This window comes from Paenibacillus dendritiformis (assembly GCF_021654795.1).
In the GTDB taxonomy this organism is placed as follows: Bacteria; Bacillota; Bacilli; order Paenibacillales; family Paenibacillaceae; genus Paenibacillus_B.
The window spans coordinates 4,073,522-4,089,483 of the sequence record NZ_AP025344.1; the positions used below are offsets into that span (position 1 = coordinate 4,073,522).

A 15,962-nucleotide genomic window follows, 5' to 3' on the forward strand; every position below is an offset into this window, starting at 1 on the left:
TTTCCTAACGTGCACAACAAGTCACCTCAAAGAAAGTGGTATACGCCCCTGTTGGCGTTCCTCTCGAATCAGCTTTTTGATCATTTCTAATTGCGGATCGCGCCCTTGCACCAGATCTTCGTATGTGGTCGGAACGTAGATGTCCGGCTGCAACGCATCTTCATAACGGTTTTTTAACGTCGTATATGGCCGTTCAATCCACTTATAGGAAATCGACAAGCGTAGTGTTGATTCGGGAAGTTCTAATAAAATAATGCTGCCATAGGAACTGGGCTTGCTCCCGGAAGGCTCGCCAACAATAAGCCCCAAGTTATTATCGTAAATATTAACCGCGAAATTTGTTGCCGCACTGTATGTTTGAAAGGATGTGATGACATAGAGCTTGCCGTTGAAGCTATACTCATGACTTGGTATGGAAATCATTCCTGAATCCAGACTCTGCATCTCCTCTGTGCCAAAGGGGAAATCGTATGTATATTGGCTAGTAAACGTAGAATACCGGTTTACTGTCTTAAAATCACGGTAGGAATCTACATTCAAAAATGACATTATGTAATTTTCCACTAACGTTGTCCCGCCAGGGTTGAAACGCAAGTCAATGGCCACATGATTCACTTGTTCCCTTTTGACATCGATGAAAAAGTCCCGAATCAAAGACCTCGTTGTGTCGTCTAACACAGCGAAGCTATCGATATACAAAACCGCCAGATCATCTTCTTTGGAAATCGTATAATCCAATCGCTCCCTGGTCAGATAGGAGCTTGCAAATTTCAGCATTTTTTTCATTTGCAGCTTCCCCTCTATGACCTCATTCCCCCGCTCCACGACGAGTTGAACTTGGTTTCCCTCTATCAAGCCGAAATATTGAAGATAGGGAGGCGAAGTGAATATGCTATTGAAATTGACTCTTGACTTAAGCGAGTATACATTGTCAACTGAAAAAGAGGCACGGAACATCGTGAGTAACTCTTGTTCATTTTTTCCACCGAATTCGATGACTTTGTCCCCCCTATGTAACCAGCCTGAACTCGATGTAACATAGATGCCGTCTTCCAGCCACGCATAAGAAAGCGGCAAGTTATCCATCCTTGGACCATCAAGGAGCTGCATCGTTGTATTTTTCCTTCGCACCAGGTTTAGTTTGCGGGAGTATCTTTGAAATAGGGATCCATGCGCGGATTGCAGTGCACATTGGCAAAGCAATGAGTTCCGCACGTGTTATAGGTACATGTTTTCGTTGTGCAGTGTCCAGTACAATCTTGTAACATGTTTATGTCGGGGTTTAGATAGAGAAAATCCATCGCCCAACCTCTCCTTTACCATTTATTTTTTGGAATCATTTCGAAACCAGGGATCCATGCGCGGATTGCAATGTACATTGGCAAAGCAATGGTCTTTGCAAGTATTAAAGCCGCATGTATGTTGATCACAGCGCCCAGTACATGATGCGTTCGGGAAAAGAGGATAATCATTCATTAATAAAAAATCCATAGTTTTTCCTCCTTACGCTTATATTTATTGGCTTAGGCAGAGCGGGTTAGGTTACATTCATAGGCATCGCTTCTCCTTACATCTAAATTTTATTGCTTTCGGCTCGCCTCCAATTCTTCTAAATTTATGTGGACACCGTCTGGGACTGTTTTTTGTCCCATTTGGTTGCCTCATACGCAGTAATAATTTTGTTAATGGTAAACAGGTTGTATTCGTTTGCAGTGCAGGGTAATTTGCAGGTATGTTTATAGCATGAAGTATAATCATCTCAACTGCTTCGGATTATGAATATACTCGTGGAGTCTTCTAACGCGGAAATTGCTTATCGTTTTAGCTTGTTGAAACTGTATTATTTTTTATGGTTTCTTCCCGATTGGAAAGAATATAATTCGCCATTTCTTTTAGTTGTTCTTCTAAAATAAACCGATATTCCGAACAGCGGTTCGAGTCATTGCTCAACCGTGACTTTGGACATCCGCCCATACATACAGGTAACAATTTGCATTTATTGCATTGTTCGTCCAATGTTGGATCGTAAGTCAAGTAGTCTAAATACAATTTTTCATTATTTGGCTTACCTGTTTGTGAATTGGATATGCTCCCAAAAGCTTTTTCTTTGTCTCCAATATCGACCCAACAATTATATAAAAGACCATCCGGATCGATAACCAAGGAATTATTCCGATCTGCCGTACAAAAATTTGTAATTCGATTTGGTACTCTATAATGCTTCGTATTAAATCCATTCGAATGGGCTTCTTTATCAAACAAATAAGAATATTTTGAAAACTCCGCCCTCGTCATACATGAGTTTGTCTCATAGCAGTCGTTGTTAGCTTGTACATGACCAAGATAAAGACTTACCTTTTCTTTTAAATTATTTTTTTCTATATCAAGGAGCAGTTGCTCGAGACTTGTCTTGTTATGCACATCGGTGTTGATTCGAATCGATATATTGACCAGATCAGCAACCTTAATAATGTTGCTCAAAATTTTATCGTAAGTAGGTTGTCCCCCTCGCAAAGGTCTTCTCGTATTATGAGTTTCCCTCGATCCATCCAACGTAATTTGAACAAAAGATATTTGGAGCTTTGCAAATTTTGCGGCTAAGTCTCTACTTAATTTGAAACCATTTGTTATGATCCCTGCGGAATACTGTATATTAAAACGCTTGCAAATATCGAGAAATTTCTCGGTCATTGAAACAATGATATCGAACGCCAACAGAGGTTCTCCGCCATACCATGTGACATTTAAAGAATCGAGATACTTAGCTTGTTTTTCAACAAGCGCAACCAGCTCCTGCTGTGTCTCCTCCGACATGTATGAATTTTTTAAATTCTCTTTTTCGTAGCAATATATGCATCTAAGATTACATTGCAATGTAGGAGCTATTGTTATTCCTAAATGGTTGCTAGAATAACGATGTGTGTAGAGTTCATGCCGCAGGATGTCTAGTTCATTCAGGTTGTCATCAATGAGAAACCCGCCCTTTTGCAAATCGCGAACTAGATTTTCATCATCAATAGTTTTGCCTGACTCAACAAAATCATGGTATGAGTTATACTTGTCCACATCCATTAATGCCAAAGAGCCGGATCTCGCGTTATATGCCAGTTTCTTCGTATGTTCGGGAAAATCAAAGAAAAAATTATAATACGAATTTTTCATAGAAAACGCTCACTCCCTTTTCTGGAAAGTATTATCACATCGAATATATCAATTGTAAATATGTGGATATACGACATTTATTACAATTTTGGAGTGAATGTTGTTCTTTTCCATAACAACGATACGCAACGGCTCACTCAATCAAATGATCAAAAAAAGGGACCCCGCAAGATCCCTTCGTTCTCTCCCTTGTCCACTACACTTCCAGCCAGCCGGCGATTCTCCTCCTTGCTTTACTTCCCCCGCATACTATTGAATCGTCACGTTGCCCTTGTACATATTGCCTTCCGGGCTTCTCGTGTTCTGTATGGCGGTGGCCGTCGCGTTGCCGTAGGCCCCGATGACGTAGACCGAAGGAGCGGTCAGGTAGAGCGTATTATGCGAAAACTCGTTGTTCATGCCCCAGCCCGGTACAACCTGGTGAACCTGAAAAGCGTCGGCGATATGGCTGTTGCCGTTCTGGTAGCCGATATTGTTGCGGATGACGGCGCCGTTGCCTTTCACGTCGATGAAGCTGTCGGCATAGTTCGCCCCGCTGATGCCTTCGCCGTAGAAGGTGCAATTCTCTACCACCGTGCCGAGTGTTCTCTCCTTGATGTCAATATGCTCGGCGGCGACGTTAGGGCCGAAGATGACATTGCGGATCGTATTGTAATGCGTGTTCGGGTTGTAGCTGGCCCCTTCCGCCGAGCCGACATAGACGCCCTCGCCGTAGCCGGGCCCCGTTTTGCCCGTATCGTGAATGCGGGAGTTCTGAATGGTGCTGTACGACGATCCGTCCCGGAAATGAACGGCTTCCATCCCTGTCTCATAGACCTCAACACCGGTGATCAGCGTATGATTCGAATGATCCAAAATGATTCCTTTTTGCGCATTGGTGAATTTGAGATTGCTGATGATCCAATAATCCCCGCGAATGCGCAGACTGTAGCCGGAACCGGCGTTATAGCCGGACAGAACCGCCGGGTTCGCCGGATCCTTGCTCTCTATCCGGATCGGCTGGCTCGCGGTCCCGTTCACATCAGAGGAGAAGCTCCCCGTGTAGGTGCCAGGAGCCAGCACGATCCGCTGGCCGGGAGCAACCTTCTTCAAGGCGTTCTGCAGGCAGGAAGCGGTTCCGCAGGCGATCGCCTCATCGGCGGTCTTGTCGGCGGGCACGCTGCGCGGTTCGGCGTGGGCGGTTCCCAGCGCGGCGAGCATACTCACGAGAAGCAGGATGGCCCATCCGGCTCTTCTTCCCCTTCCCGGCTTGCGCCCGCATCCGCTGTTTGTTGTTGTCATCGTTGAACACCCTCCTTTTTTTACAAGTAGCCTTAGTCTCGCCATAGAGTTTAACCGCTTTAATTATATAATGTTCAAACGGTTCAAATCATTCCTGCGGATGGGATTTTGCAAATTTCTTTTGGCGCGATGTTCAAGCCGCGGGAATCGCCGCGGAAGACAGCCCAAAAAAACCAGATGGACAGGTCTGGTCTTTTTGGGCTTCCGCTTCTGGCCTCACTTGCGCTCCCGCCGGGAACCAAGTAAGGAACCGCTACATAGCATACGGTATACGGACATCTCTCCGCAGGGACAGAATTATTATCTCTGCCAATGAGCTTGCGGGCTCGCCACGCCTTCGATCGGGCGGGCCGTAACGACAATTTGCTGCGGCGGAGACGGTACTCTCGTGTTATTCACGACCTCTATCGTTCTGCCTGGCTTCGAATTGAGCCGATTCACCGAATTGCAGAAACACATCAGCGGTCACCTCCATTTCTCTTACCTCGCTCTATGATATGCAGGTAGAAGAGAGAAGGATTGGACAGGCTGGTATCACGCATTTATGAAGGAGGACCTGGCATGGATGAATTGACCTGGATTCACCTGGTCATTCTGGCGCTGGCATCGTTCCGCCTGACCCATCTCATCGTCTATGACGATATCACCTGGCCGCTGCGGGCGCCGTTTATGACCGTCACGTACGCGCCTCAAGAGAATGGAACCGTCATCCGGCAAGTCGATATCCGGGGCACAGGCTTCCGCCATTGGATGGGAACGCTGCTAAGCTGCCATTGGTGCACCGGCATATGGTGTGCGGGCTGCCTCACGGCCCTGTATTGGTACGTGCCGGCATCGTTCCCTCTGCTGCTGATGTTGGCCGTCGCCGGACTCGCCGCTCTTATCGAGCAGTTCGTGCTGAATAGACTGTAGAACCGCGGCACGCCGCCCCGCCGTGCGCATCAACCGGTCAAATGGACCGGTTTTTTGCATGCCAAGAAGCCGGTTAGCGCTTGTCATCAAGCCCCATCCGGCTCCTGTGCAATTCGCAACCGCGTCAATTTCCATCAACAAGGGTATACTGCGAGCTCGTGAGTTTCATTTTCCCATGCAAGCCCGAAGTCACGTATACCTTGTTATCCTCCATAATGAACATGCCTTCCACGTCCGGCGTCTGTTCCCAAAAGGCGATTGTCCTATTTTTCTCATCAAGTTCAATATCCTTATCATTCACAAGCGACTTGGCCTGCTCAATGAGATAATCAGCAGGGGGATGCTGCCCGCCCGCTCCGATCCTCCACAGCTTAACGAGAGATCCGACACTCGGATCGAAAGTCCCCTCCGCAGCTTGGGCGTACTCTACGGACGTCTTCACCAGATCAAAGGTATCTTGCGAGACGTTGACCGCTTCTTTTCCCGCAGCCGCATACACCCGGGAGATCTCGCTCTCCGGATTGCTCCTATTGATTTGCCGATCAATGCGATCCAGCAGCTTCTCGATGTCGCCAAGATGCTTCTCAGCCCGCTTCGTCCCCGTACAGCTTCAACTGAATCACCGTATCGACTTAAGATCACAGGCGAATTTTTCGTGCTGGAACCGGAAGCGCTCGGCCACACAAAATATCCAACTCCGATAATGACGAACAAAAGAATTGCCGCCCCTATGATCTTGACCTTGGTCATGTTCGTCATAGTCATGAACCTCCTTATAGATGTTGCCCTGAAAAATATGAAAATTATCGTCGATGACGCATACGGATGTATGTGATCTATATCATCTCGCTGGCGCATTCGCCTGTCGTCAAACGCGCAATGCTTTACAATTGAATTGATTCCTTCATATTCTTTGTCTTTCCGAGAAACTTCGATTACCATTCCCCGTATATATAGGCATTGTTACATTATACCAATCTAGCAGGAAAGCAAGGAGGTCATGGAATGAACCCGATTGCAATCGTCCGCTATCAGCCGGAGTATGCCGCTGGAGTAGCAGAGATGTGGAATCGCAGCCAAGAGGGCTGGGGCGGTGGAGATACGATACGTACGGCGGAACGGGTCCGGACGGAAGAAGAAGGATCGGACGCGCTGGAAGTTTACCTTGCGATCGAGCAGGATGCCGTGGTCGGCTACTGCAGCCTGTTCGAGTATCGCGAGGATACCGGAGCGCTCTACATCGGATTGCTGAACGTGAGACCGGATTATCACGGACGGGGCATCGGCAAGATGCTTGTCCGCGAAGCGCTGGATGCGACGGTGCGGCTAGGCTGGCCCCGCCTCGATCTGTATACATGGGAAAGCAACACGAAAGCCGTTCCGCTGTATAAGCGATGCGGTTTTTTCTGGGAAGATCGGGAGGATACGACCCACCTGATGAACTTCATGCCTTCCGTCTTGAATACGGAAGCGCTCTCCGCCTATTTCGAGGACATCGACTGGTACGAGGACTCGACTCGGGAGATCGAGGTTAAGCCCGATGGCCGCAAGGATAACGGGTTTGATTACTTCGCTTATACATGGGAAAAGAACGGCGCCTCGCTGCGCGTCGAATTCGAACGCACCGGAAGAGGCATTCGGCTCATCGAGACCGACGATTATCTCATTAGCGCCCAAGCGGAGCAGGCGAAGCCGGTCTTCGGCCGTTCTTATTCGATCGAGTACCGGATCGTGAACAAATCGGGCCGGCCGCTCCAACTTGATCTGCGGGGGGAGAATGACCGCAATATACAATTTGAGTGGGAGCATCAGGCGGAAGTGGAAGGCGAAGCGACGATCCGGGCGAGCTTCTTCGTCGGTCCCGTCGAAGAAGAGCAAAGCGTATGGCGGACATGCCCCCGCGTGACGACACGGATGCGCATTAACGGCAAGGAAGCCCTCTTCCAGCTCGGCGTCGCTCCCCGCTTCCCTGCCCAGCTCGCCTGGAAGACGCCAAGACGGGGCGCGTACCCGGCCGTAGATGGCACCTTCTATGTGGACATCGAGAACAACTTTGCGGAAGCGGCTGTATTTCGCTTCACCCTCTCCGACAGCCCGGTGCTGGCCTTGGGACGCCATGAATTCGAGATCTCCCTGGAGGCGAAGGAACGGACTTCCATCCCCGTCCCTTATCAGGTCTCCCAGTATGGCTTCTATTCGCAGCAGATCGAAGCCGAGGCCCGGCTGGCCGACGGAAGCGCCATCCCGTTCACAAGAACGATCGGGGCCGGCTTCAGCGGACCCGGCGCCGCCTTCGCCGGCGAGACAGAGAAGGAGTGGCAGGTGTTCCACGGACCTTTCTCGCTCAGGTACAACAAGGAATGGAACGGCCTCCGTCTTCAATGTCCCGGGATGGGAACCTATTGCGACTTAGGCTTCCCGAAGCTGGGCAAGCCGTTCTCCACGGAATTCTCGAAAAAGAAGCCGGTATCCATACATCCGCTTCGGGAGGAAGGCGCCGTCGGACTGTCGCTGCGTTATCAATCGGCATCGTTCCCGTCGATCTTCTTGACCGTGAACCTCCTTATCTATGGAGAAGGAACCGTAGCCTATTGGCATGAAGCCGAGAATACCGGCGCCCATCCTGTCGCCGATCTGTATGTGAGCCAACAGGCCCACTTCGAACTGCAAGGCGCCGTCCTCCCTTACAACGGCAAATATATCGCGCTGAACGATATCACGGGCAGCGATTTCGGCTACTGGGAGAGCAGCAACATAACGGAACCGTGGATATTTATCCAGCGCGGCAGCGTCCCGCTCGGCATCTGCTGGCCGAAGACGCATCGCGTGCATATCGAGGGATGGTGCATCAGCCTCGAAGCTTCTTTTGGAAAATTGGCGCCGGGAGAGAGGGCTGTCTCGAAGCCCCTTCATCTGACGATGGGCGGATATACAGACTGGACCCGCTTCCGCGCCTTCGCGATGCAGGAGCCGGACATCCGCTCCGATCTCCGGCTTACCGATCCGATCGAGCTGATCCTGAACGGAAATAATCCGGTGCTCCGCTCGAATCCGAACATGACGATCCAGGATCACCGGTTGGTGCAGAGCGAGGGAACGATCTCGGTCCAACTGCGCCGGGAGCCCCATGCGGCCGCGCTTCAGTTGGACATCGACGACTCCGGACTCACAAGCTGCACCCTTCCGGCCCCGCAGCAGAGCATGGATGTCGTCGATGTGGCGGTTCATCTGCCGACGCATGACGTGAAGCGAAGCTCCGTCGTGCTGATGCCGTCGGACGATCCGATTCGATTCGAACGGCAGGAAGGACAAGCCGGACCGGCCTATTCAGCGGACAATGGCGTGCTGCGAGTGGCGGCGTCCCCTTCCTTCTATCCCGGCCTTCACTCCCTGCAAGCGGGCGGCGAGGAATGGTTGTCCAGCGGCTATCCGCTGCACGGGCCGCGCTCCTGGTGGAATCCGTATATCGGAGGTCTGATGTACGACATCGGCGAGCTGAGTCCGCTCTCGATCCTGAAGGAGAGGAGCTCGGCGGAATTCGTTGCCCGCCGGGACTGCTTCGGGAACGAATGGCAGGGCTTGAAGCTGACGCTGGACATCCGCCGGCATGACATCTACAAAGGCTTGAAGCTGCATCAATATTTTCTGATGCTGTCCCGCGTGCCCGTCCTGTGCGCCTTCTCCGAGATCGAGCAGAATACGGGCCTCAGCCTCGATCATCTGGACTGGAACACATCCATATTCATTCAGCCAGGCGAGTCGCTGGAGGGCTTGCGGATCTCTGTAAAGGATCATGACGGCTCCCGCCGCATCTTCCGCCCAGGCAAGGGGGAGCTCGAACTGCCGGAAGCGCGGCAGCTTGTCTTCGCAGCGGACAACCGGGAGCAGCAGCTTCATGTCTTGATGGATGCGGACGAGCGCCATCCGCTCATCTATGCCAATACTGAGATATGTCAGGTGGAGTACGAGCGCGAACGCCGCATCCCGAACGGAGCCTGCGTCCGAACGGATCCGTTGTTCCTCCTGTTCTCCCCTGACGGCATCGAATTCGAAGCGATGGCTTCATTACAACAGATCCGGTTCCCGGACGAGAAAGGAAGCGATGCGAATGAAGATCATTGACGCCCATATGCATCTGTCCCATATCCAGGAATTCAAATCGACCGCCGCGGAGAAATCATTCGTTGATTATAGCCTCGACGGGATTCTGAAGGAATACCGCGACAACGATGTCGTGCTCGGCATTGGCATGGGACTGACCGAGACGAAGCCGGGAGGCTTCCCGGATGAGGAAGCCTCGACTCCGATGGGGCTCGACCTGGCGGAGACGCTGCCGCCCCAGCTCGTCTATTGCCTGGGCGTGAATCCTTATCGCCTTGGCATGCAGGAGCTCGAAGCGCTGGAGCGCGATCTGCAAAAGCCGGAAGCCGTCGGCCTCAAAATTTATCTGGGGTACTACCCCTTCTATGCCTACGACAGCGTCTACCAGCCGGTCTATGAATTGGCCGCCGCCTATCGCGTCCCGGTCGTGTTCCATACGGGCGATACGTACTCGGAGCGCGGGCTCCTCAAGTATTCGCATCCGTTAACGATCGACGAGGTAGCGGTCACGCACCGGAACGTCAACTTCATGATGGCGCACTTCGGCGATCCGTGGGTGCTGGACGGAGCGGAAGTCGTCTACAAGAACCGGAACGTCTTCGCCGATCTGTCCGGCCTCATGGTCGGCGACACCGCCAATTGCGACCGTCTCAAGGACTCGCCGCTGTTCTTCGCCCATCTGCGCCATGCCGTAACCTATTGCGATCATTACGAGAAGCTGCTGTTCGGCACCGACTGGCCGCTCGCTCCCGTAGAGGCCTACATCCGGTTCGTCCGGGAGCTCATCCCGGCGGAGCATCACGAAGCGGTGTTCTACCGGACGGCGCTGCACGTATTTCCGAAGATTATGCCGTTCCTGGAACAAGGAGGCCATGCGCCGCGCTAGTTATGGAGCAGGCAGCAGGAGAGGGCGCGCTCCCGGTGCAGCTTCGAGGGGGCTCTTCACTACTTGAGCCGGAATGAGGGAGCATGTAATAAATGCTGCGTAGCTGCAGCAATTTTCGCCATTTGTGCTGCAACTCGGCGAAATTCCTGCGTAGATGCATCATTTTCACTGGATTATCCTTATTGTTAATCAATAAGTCTAAAAATCCTGTATTTTTGCAGGACTTCCATTCCGGCACCGACTCAGGCATCCAAATCCTGCAGTTTTGCAGTATTATTGGGCATACCGAGAGAAGAACTCCCGTTAAACCAGATGATGACCCTGAAGCTCCAGATGCCAGATACGCTGATGAGCCAGACTACGAACGAAGACTGCCCTCGGGCAGTCTTCGACTCATTCCACATGCTATAACTAGCTCACCCTCTTGCTCTCATACTGCACAGCTGTGTCACCTCTCTCGCTCTCATTCCTGCACCGTAGCGCTATTGCATCCCTCTCTCTCATTGTGCTGTGTAACCTATAGCATCTCTCCTGCTCATAGCTGTCCCGGATGACGGAGCTTCCTGGCGTATTCCTCGGGCGACACGCCGACGAAGGCCTTGAAGTCCTTGATGAAATGGGCCTGATCGTGATAGCCCAGATCCGCCGCCAGGGCAGCCCAATCCGGCACGGCGCCGGCGGCTGCCATCCCCGCTGCTTCATGAATGCGGCTGCGCTGGATGACCCATTTCGGCGAGACGCCGACATAGTGCAGGAACAAGCGCTGCAGCGAGCGCGTATGAAGCGAGAAGCGGTCCGCCAGCTCCTGGACGCGGGTAATGTCCCGGCTGTCCACGACCGTCTCCACGATCCGGTTGACGAGCTTCACGTTGTCATCCGCTTCCGGCAGCCGCTCGCGCAGGAACCCGTCAATGATTCGGCTCCTCGCCTCCCCGTCCGCTAGCGCGAACAACGCTTGCTCCATCGGGCCGCTGCCGATCCCGAACACGTCGCGGAAGGGCAGGGTTCGTCCGGCGAGGCGGGACATTGGCTCGCGGTATAGGGGGTAGAAGCCTCCTGGCTGAAAGAGCACGCCGGCTACCTGTCCCTGTCCTTCCAGCACCCGCTGGGATCTTCCGCTCACAATGCCGTACACAGCCGTGTTGTCCCGCTCGAACACCAGATTTACCCCTGGATGCTGAAGCACCTCCTGCACATAGGGCGGCTGTCCACGCAAATCCCAGGCAATCATCCAATAGTGCTTGATGAAATGTTGAAGATCAGGCGCTGGCAGATGGCGGGTAATGCGAAACTTCTGTTCGCCGGCTGCGGCATATAGCATGCCTCTGATGTCCGGCTCGCGGTGGGGCTTCGTATCCATCGTTCACGCTCCCGTTGCAAGATACAGACACGTATTCACGCATCGCGTTTTTGGTTGTCGTTGTGGTGGTTTGTCGCATTTTTACAATAGCAATCCATGCGATTCTGTTATAGTACCCATGTTAGCAAGTGATAGAATCTACCGCAATCCAATGGTTATGGAGGATGAAAAAGTATGCAGCAGAAGGAAGCATTGCTGGAGGCGTGGCTGAAGCAGCGGGCAATCCTGGAAAAGCTGTTGCTGGCCATTCCGGATCATCACACCAGCTTCGCTCCGTGGGACGGGGCGATGACGGTAAGCGAACTCGCTCAGCATATCGGCGCTTCCGCCGATATGTTCATCAGGCTGGCCAAGACGGGAGAGGGACAGATCGGGATGCCGCCGACCGTCGGATGCGCATCGATGAAAGAAGTGCGCCGCATCGTGCAAGAGTGGACCGCGAGCACGACCGGGATATTCCATGCCTTGACCGGGGAAGATCTGGAGACGGTCTACCATTCGCCCTTCCCGAATCTGGACGGGCCGCGCAGCAAGCTCGTCCGGCTCGTGATCGATCACGAGATTCATCACAAAGGACAGCTCTTCGTATACGCCCGGATGCTTGGGGTGCAGGAACTGCCATTTCCGCTGTAAAAAACAAGGAAGGATATCGGGGCAAGAGAGAGCAGCCGCTCTGCAATTTGCCCGATATCCTTCCTTTTTGCTTAGTCTAACGATTCTTCCGCTTCCATCCACTCGCGGTACAGCTCATCCATCTCCTGCCGCAGCCGGGACTGCTCATTCAGCAGCTTGGGCCATTCCGCCTCCTCGGCCGGGCTCGCGGACAGCCGGGCCATCTCCTCCTCCAGCAGTCGCAGCCGTTCCTCTGCTGCCGCAATCTCTTCCTCCCATTGTCTCGCCGGCTTGGGAGGCTTGGAGCCTGCCTTCGGTTCCGCCTGCACAGGATTAACCTGCGGCTGCGCCGGCTCTGCCGGGATCGCCTGCGCAGCGGAGCGCTGCAGCAGCGCCTGCAGCTTCTCCCGGCATTCCTCGTAGTTGCCGAGATGAACGGTCAGCTCCGCCTGCTCCAGCAGCCACAGCTTCTGCACGACGCGATTCATGAAGTAGCGGTCATGCGAGATGACAAGCAGCGTGCCGGGGAACGAATCCAGGGCTTCCTCCAGCGCCTCCCGCGAGTCGATATCCAAGTGGTTGGTCGGCTCGTCGAGGAGCAGCAGGTTCGGCTTCCGGTACATCAGCAGCGCCAGGCGCAGCCGGCTCCATTCGCCGCCGGACAACTGGGACACCCGCTTGAACACGTCGGAGCCGTAGAACAGGAAGCGGGCCAGCTCGCCCCTCGCTTCCCCTTCTTCCATCGCCAAGGCATCGCAAAAATAGCGCAGCACGGTGGAATCGTCGGCCGGCGGGGCTTCCTCCTGGGCCAGATAGCCGATGTCCACGCGGGATCCAAGCCGGACCTCGCCCCCGTCGTAAGGAATCTCGCCGATAATCATCTTCATCAGCGTGCTTTTGCCCGCGCCGTTGCCGCCCATCAAGGCGACGCGCTCGCCATACAGCAGCAGCGCGTTTGCCGTGCGCAGCAGCTTCCGCTCGCCGAACGATTTGGAGACGCGATCCAGCATGATCACCTGCTTGCCGGAGCGGTCCTCCTGCGTCAGCGTCAGGTCCATCGCGCGCCGTTCCAGAATCGGGCGCTTAATCTTGACCATGCGGTCCAGCGCCTTCTGCATCGAGGCCGCCCGGCGGTGGAAGCCGGGATTCGGCGGATTGGCGCGATTGCCCCATTCGATAAGCTGCTTGATCGTCTCCTGCATCTTCTTGATCTTTTTCTGCTGCTCCTGATAATCGGCGAATTGCTGCAGCAGACGCTCCTCTTTTTCCTTCTGGTAACCGGAATAATTCGTATGATAGACAAAGGCTTCGCCGTCTTCGATCTCGATGATTTTGCCGACGACCCGATCGAGGAAATACCGGTCATGGGACACGACGACCACGACGCCGGGATAGGAACCGAGGAACGACTCCAGCCATTCGATCGCCCCCATATCGAGATGGTTCGTCGGCTCGTCGAGCAGCAGGATATCCGGCCGCTTCAGCAGCAGAGCCGCGAGGCCGACCTTCGTCTTCTCCCCGCCAGACAGCGAGGCGAACGGCCGCTCGAACTGCCCGGCAGCAATGCCCATGCCTGCGGCTACCCGCCGAATCGAAGCCTCCATCTCATAGCCCCCCGCTTGCTCGAACGTCTCCATAAGCTGTCCGTACTGGTTCAGCAGGAGCTGCATGGCCCGTTCGTCCGTGCAGACGGAAGGATCGGCCATCTTCGCCTCCATCTCCTTCATCTCGCATTCCCAGCGCCGCACCTGTTCATAGCCTTCGGCCAGCACATCATAGACGGTCGCTCCGTCTCCGGCCGACGGCACCTGGGCGAGCAGGCCGACCGTCGCGCCTTTGCGGATGAACAGTTCTCCCTCGTCAGGAGCCGATGCTCTGTCCAGCAGCCGCAGTATCGTCGTCTTGCCCGTGCCGTTCCGTCCGATCAGGCCGACCTTCTCCGCCTCCCCAATCTCAAAAGACACATCAGAGAGCACCAGCTCGGCCCCATAATATTTCTTCACATGCCACAATTGTATAACCATGGTCAACGTCCTCCTCCGGGCGCGCTCCCTTCCCGGACCGGAACAAAAAAAGACTGCAGGGAAACATCCCCGCAGCCTTAAAGTCAATACCCGTTCAGGTCAAGGCAGGAGAGTCTTCACGCCAATTCGTCACATTCGTATTCGCAAAAATGGACACACTTATCCCGTTGACCACTTCATCATGGGTAATGCCAAATAATGCCATAGGCAATTGGCTAATGCGCATCGTTGAAACACTGCGGTTCATCTCCTGCCTCACCTCCTGTTCATGCTCTGCGATGAGAGCGTAATTATTCCAAATTATACCCGAAGACGCCGTTGCAGTCAAACATCGTCCGGCGAACACCTGCCGCCGGGTTCCGCCGGTCCGCGTCCCGCAGCATCGTCAATGTATCAGCCCACGCTAGCCCGCGTCAGCCCACGTCAATCCACGTCAGCCAGTTCAGCCCAGGGGGATACGGCAATCTCCATGCCGGATTCCGGTGTGAATCCAATCCGGTATTCCCGCTCCGCATCCCCGATCAAGACCGCCGCGAAGCCGGCCGGCTGTCCCTTTTCCCGGGGAAGCAGCCGAATCTTCCCACGATCAAGCTCCCATTCATAGGCGTACGCTCCGATGCTGGCAGGCTCCGCCAGCCGGTATGCCTGACGGTATTGGCCCGCCTGGGCAAGCGGATCAGTTGCGGCCACATCGACACCGCATAACCGCAGCGGGCTGTCCCAGGTCCGGGACCGTTCATATTCAATCAGCCACGGCATATCGTAACGAAGGAAGGCCGTGCCGAATGGAATGCACGAGCCGTCCTCCAATGGCGCTTGCTGCTGCCAAGGCCCCACGTAAGCGGCGCCTCGCTTCTTCGCTTCCTCGACGAAGGCGGTCATGCCGCCAGTGATCTCCAGCGCCACCCCAAAAATGCCTTCCCGGCTCTCGGCGAACGCCGCAAAAGCTCGTCCCAACGGCGTTGCCCGCAGCTTGTCCGGCTCCGCTATCGCGATCACCTCTAAAAATCCGGCGCCGAAATAGGCAACCTGCGCCTGCGCGCCGGGAAATGCCTCCACCGGCCTCGCAAACCGCGCTCCGGTCCTCCTGCTTATCTGTTCTACAGCCGCGTCCAGGTCGCGAACAGCTAAAGTCACATGATCCAGCCTCAACATAGGCTCTGTTCCCCTCCGTCCAACAGGGACATTCCGAGCGGAGGTCCAATGCTCCAGCATGCCGCAGATGTCCTGCTCCGCCTGCTCCAAAAGACGCTTCTGTCGGCGGATATCGCGAAGCTTGCGCTCATAAAAAGCGATCGCTTCCTCCGCGCATGCCGGTTCCCCATTGCCGGGAAAGCCGGCGCATCGCTGAAACAAGCTGGCCAATTCCTCCGTATGAACTCCCATATGCAAATAGAACTGAATCTGCCGCACGCGTTCAACGTCTTCCTCCCCGTATACCCGATATCCGCTATCGGTGCGCGAGGGAGCAAGCAGCCCTTTGTCTTCGTAATATCGCAAGGAACGGATGCTGACTCCCGTTAAGCGCGACAGTTCACTGATGCGCATCTGATGAACCCCTTTCACCGGCCGGTAACCTGATCATAAAGTATAACATGGTGTGAGGGTCAAGACTGCGCTAGCA

The 15,962-nt window shown here is 54.0% G+C and carries 14 protein-coding genes; 5 read left to right on the top strand and 9 right to left on the bottom strand.

The window, feature by feature from the left end; genetic code table 11:
- Positions 1 to 21: 21 nt before the first annotated feature.
- The 4 genes from L6439_RS18010 to L6439_RS18025 all read right to left on the bottom strand — a co-directional run bounded on the left by L6439_RS18010 (position 22) and on the right by L6439_RS18025 (position 4,902).
- Positions 22 to 1,110 (bottom strand): S41 family peptidase, encoded by a 1,089-nt coding sequence (locus L6439_RS18010; RefSeq protein WP_213468087.1) that lies wholly within the window; start codon positions 1,108 to 1,110, stop codon positions 22 to 24.
- 711 nt (positions 1,111 to 1,821) lie between these two features.
- Positions 1,822 to 3,162 (bottom strand): radical SAM/SPASM domain-containing protein, encoded by a 1,341-nt coding sequence (locus L6439_RS18015; protein ID WP_213468086.1) that lies wholly within the window; start codon positions 3,160 to 3,162, stop codon positions 1,822 to 1,824.
- Between the two features lie 249 nt (positions 3,163 to 3,411).
- Positions 3,412 to 4,443, bottom strand: a complete 1,032-nt coding sequence (locus L6439_RS18020) for a right-handed parallel beta-helix repeat-containing protein (RefSeq protein WP_237096527.1) — start codon at positions 4,441 to 4,443, stop codon at positions 3,412 to 3,414.
- Between the two features lie 300 nt (positions 4,444 to 4,743).
- Positions 4,744 to 4,902 (bottom strand): hypothetical protein, encoded by a 159-nt coding sequence (locus L6439_RS18025; RefSeq protein WP_168178823.1) that lies wholly within the window; start codon positions 4,900 to 4,902, stop codon positions 4,744 to 4,746.
- A gap of 102 nt (positions 4,903 to 5,004) precedes the next feature.
- Between L6439_RS18025 and L6439_RS18030 the strand changes: the two genes are divergently transcribed.
- Positions 5,005 to 5,355, top strand: a complete 351-nt coding sequence (locus tag L6439_RS18030) for a DUF1360 domain-containing protein (protein WP_168178824.1) — start codon at positions 5,005 to 5,007, stop codon at positions 5,353 to 5,355.
- A 124-nt stretch (positions 5,356 to 5,479) separates the two neighbouring features.
- On the opposite strand, the gene L6439_RS18035 is transcribed toward L6439_RS18030, so the two are convergent.
- Positions 5,480 to 5,923: an FAD:protein FMN transferase gene (locus L6439_RS18035; RefSeq protein ID WP_331253391.1), complete on the bottom strand. Its 444-nt coding sequence runs from the start codon at positions 5,921 to 5,923 to the stop codon at positions 5,480 to 5,482.
- On the opposite strand from L6439_RS18035, the gene L6439_RS18040 reads away from it, so the two are divergent.
- The 3 genes from L6439_RS18040 (at position 5,891) to L6439_RS18050 (ending at position 10,342) form a co-directional block, all read left to right on the top strand.
- The gene (locus L6439_RS18040; protein ID WP_237096528.1) at positions 5,891 to 6,190 is read left to right on the top strand and encodes a hypothetical protein; all 300 of its coding nucleotides are present in this window, start codon (positions 5,891 to 5,893) and stop codon (positions 6,188 to 6,190) included. The genes L6439_RS18035 and L6439_RS18040 overlap by 33 nt on opposite strands.
- A 170-nt stretch (positions 6,191 to 6,360) precedes the next feature.
- Entirely contained in the window at positions 6,361 to 9,477 is a 3,117-nt protein-coding gene (locus L6439_RS18045) for a GNAT family N-acetyltransferase (RefSeq protein ID WP_213468085.1), read from the top strand.
- Entirely contained in the window at positions 9,464 to 10,342 is an 879-nt protein-coding gene (locus L6439_RS18050) for an amidohydrolase family protein (RefSeq protein ID WP_213468084.1), read from the top strand. Before L6439_RS18045 ends, L6439_RS18050 begins: the two co-directional genes overlap by 14 nt.
- A gap of 535 nt (positions 10,343 to 10,877) precedes the next feature.
- On the opposite strand, the gene L6439_RS18055 is transcribed toward L6439_RS18050, so the two are convergent.
- The gene (locus L6439_RS18055; RefSeq protein ID WP_213468083.1) at positions 10,878 to 11,702 is read right to left on the bottom strand and encodes a helix-turn-helix domain-containing protein; all 825 of its coding nucleotides are present in this window, start codon (positions 11,700 to 11,702) and stop codon (positions 10,878 to 10,880) included.
- A gap of 174 nt (positions 11,703 to 11,876) precedes the next feature.
- Here L6439_RS18055 and L6439_RS18060 point away from each other — a divergent pair, with 174 nt between their 5' ends.
- Positions 11,877 to 12,335: a DinB family protein gene (locus tag L6439_RS18060; RefSeq protein WP_168178828.1), complete on the top strand. Its 459-nt coding sequence runs from the start codon at positions 11,877 to 11,879 to the stop codon at positions 12,333 to 12,335.
- 71 nt (positions 12,336 to 12,406) lie between these two features.
- On the opposite strand, the gene abc-f is transcribed toward L6439_RS18060, so the two are convergent.
- The 3 genes from abc-f to L6439_RS18075 all read right to left on the bottom strand — a co-directional run bounded on the left by abc-f (position 12,407) and on the right by L6439_RS18075 (position 15,886).
- A complete protein-coding gene (abc-f, locus tag L6439_RS18065; protein WP_213468082.1) occupies positions 12,407 to 14,338 on the bottom strand; it encodes a ribosomal protection-like ABC-F family protein in 1,932 nt (643 codons plus the stop codon).
- Positions 14,339 to 14,432: 94 nt separating this feature from the next.
- Entirely contained in the window at positions 14,433 to 14,585 is a 153-nt protein-coding gene (locus L6439_RS18070) for an RAxF-45 family protein (RefSeq protein WP_213468081.1), read from the bottom strand.
- Positions 14,586 to 14,761: 176 nt separating this feature from the next.
- Positions 14,762 to 15,886: a MerR family transcriptional regulator gene (locus tag L6439_RS18075; RefSeq protein WP_213468080.1), complete on the bottom strand. Its 1,125-nt coding sequence runs from the start codon at positions 15,884 to 15,886 to the stop codon at positions 14,762 to 14,764.
- Positions 15,887 to 15,962: the final 76 nt, after the last annotated feature.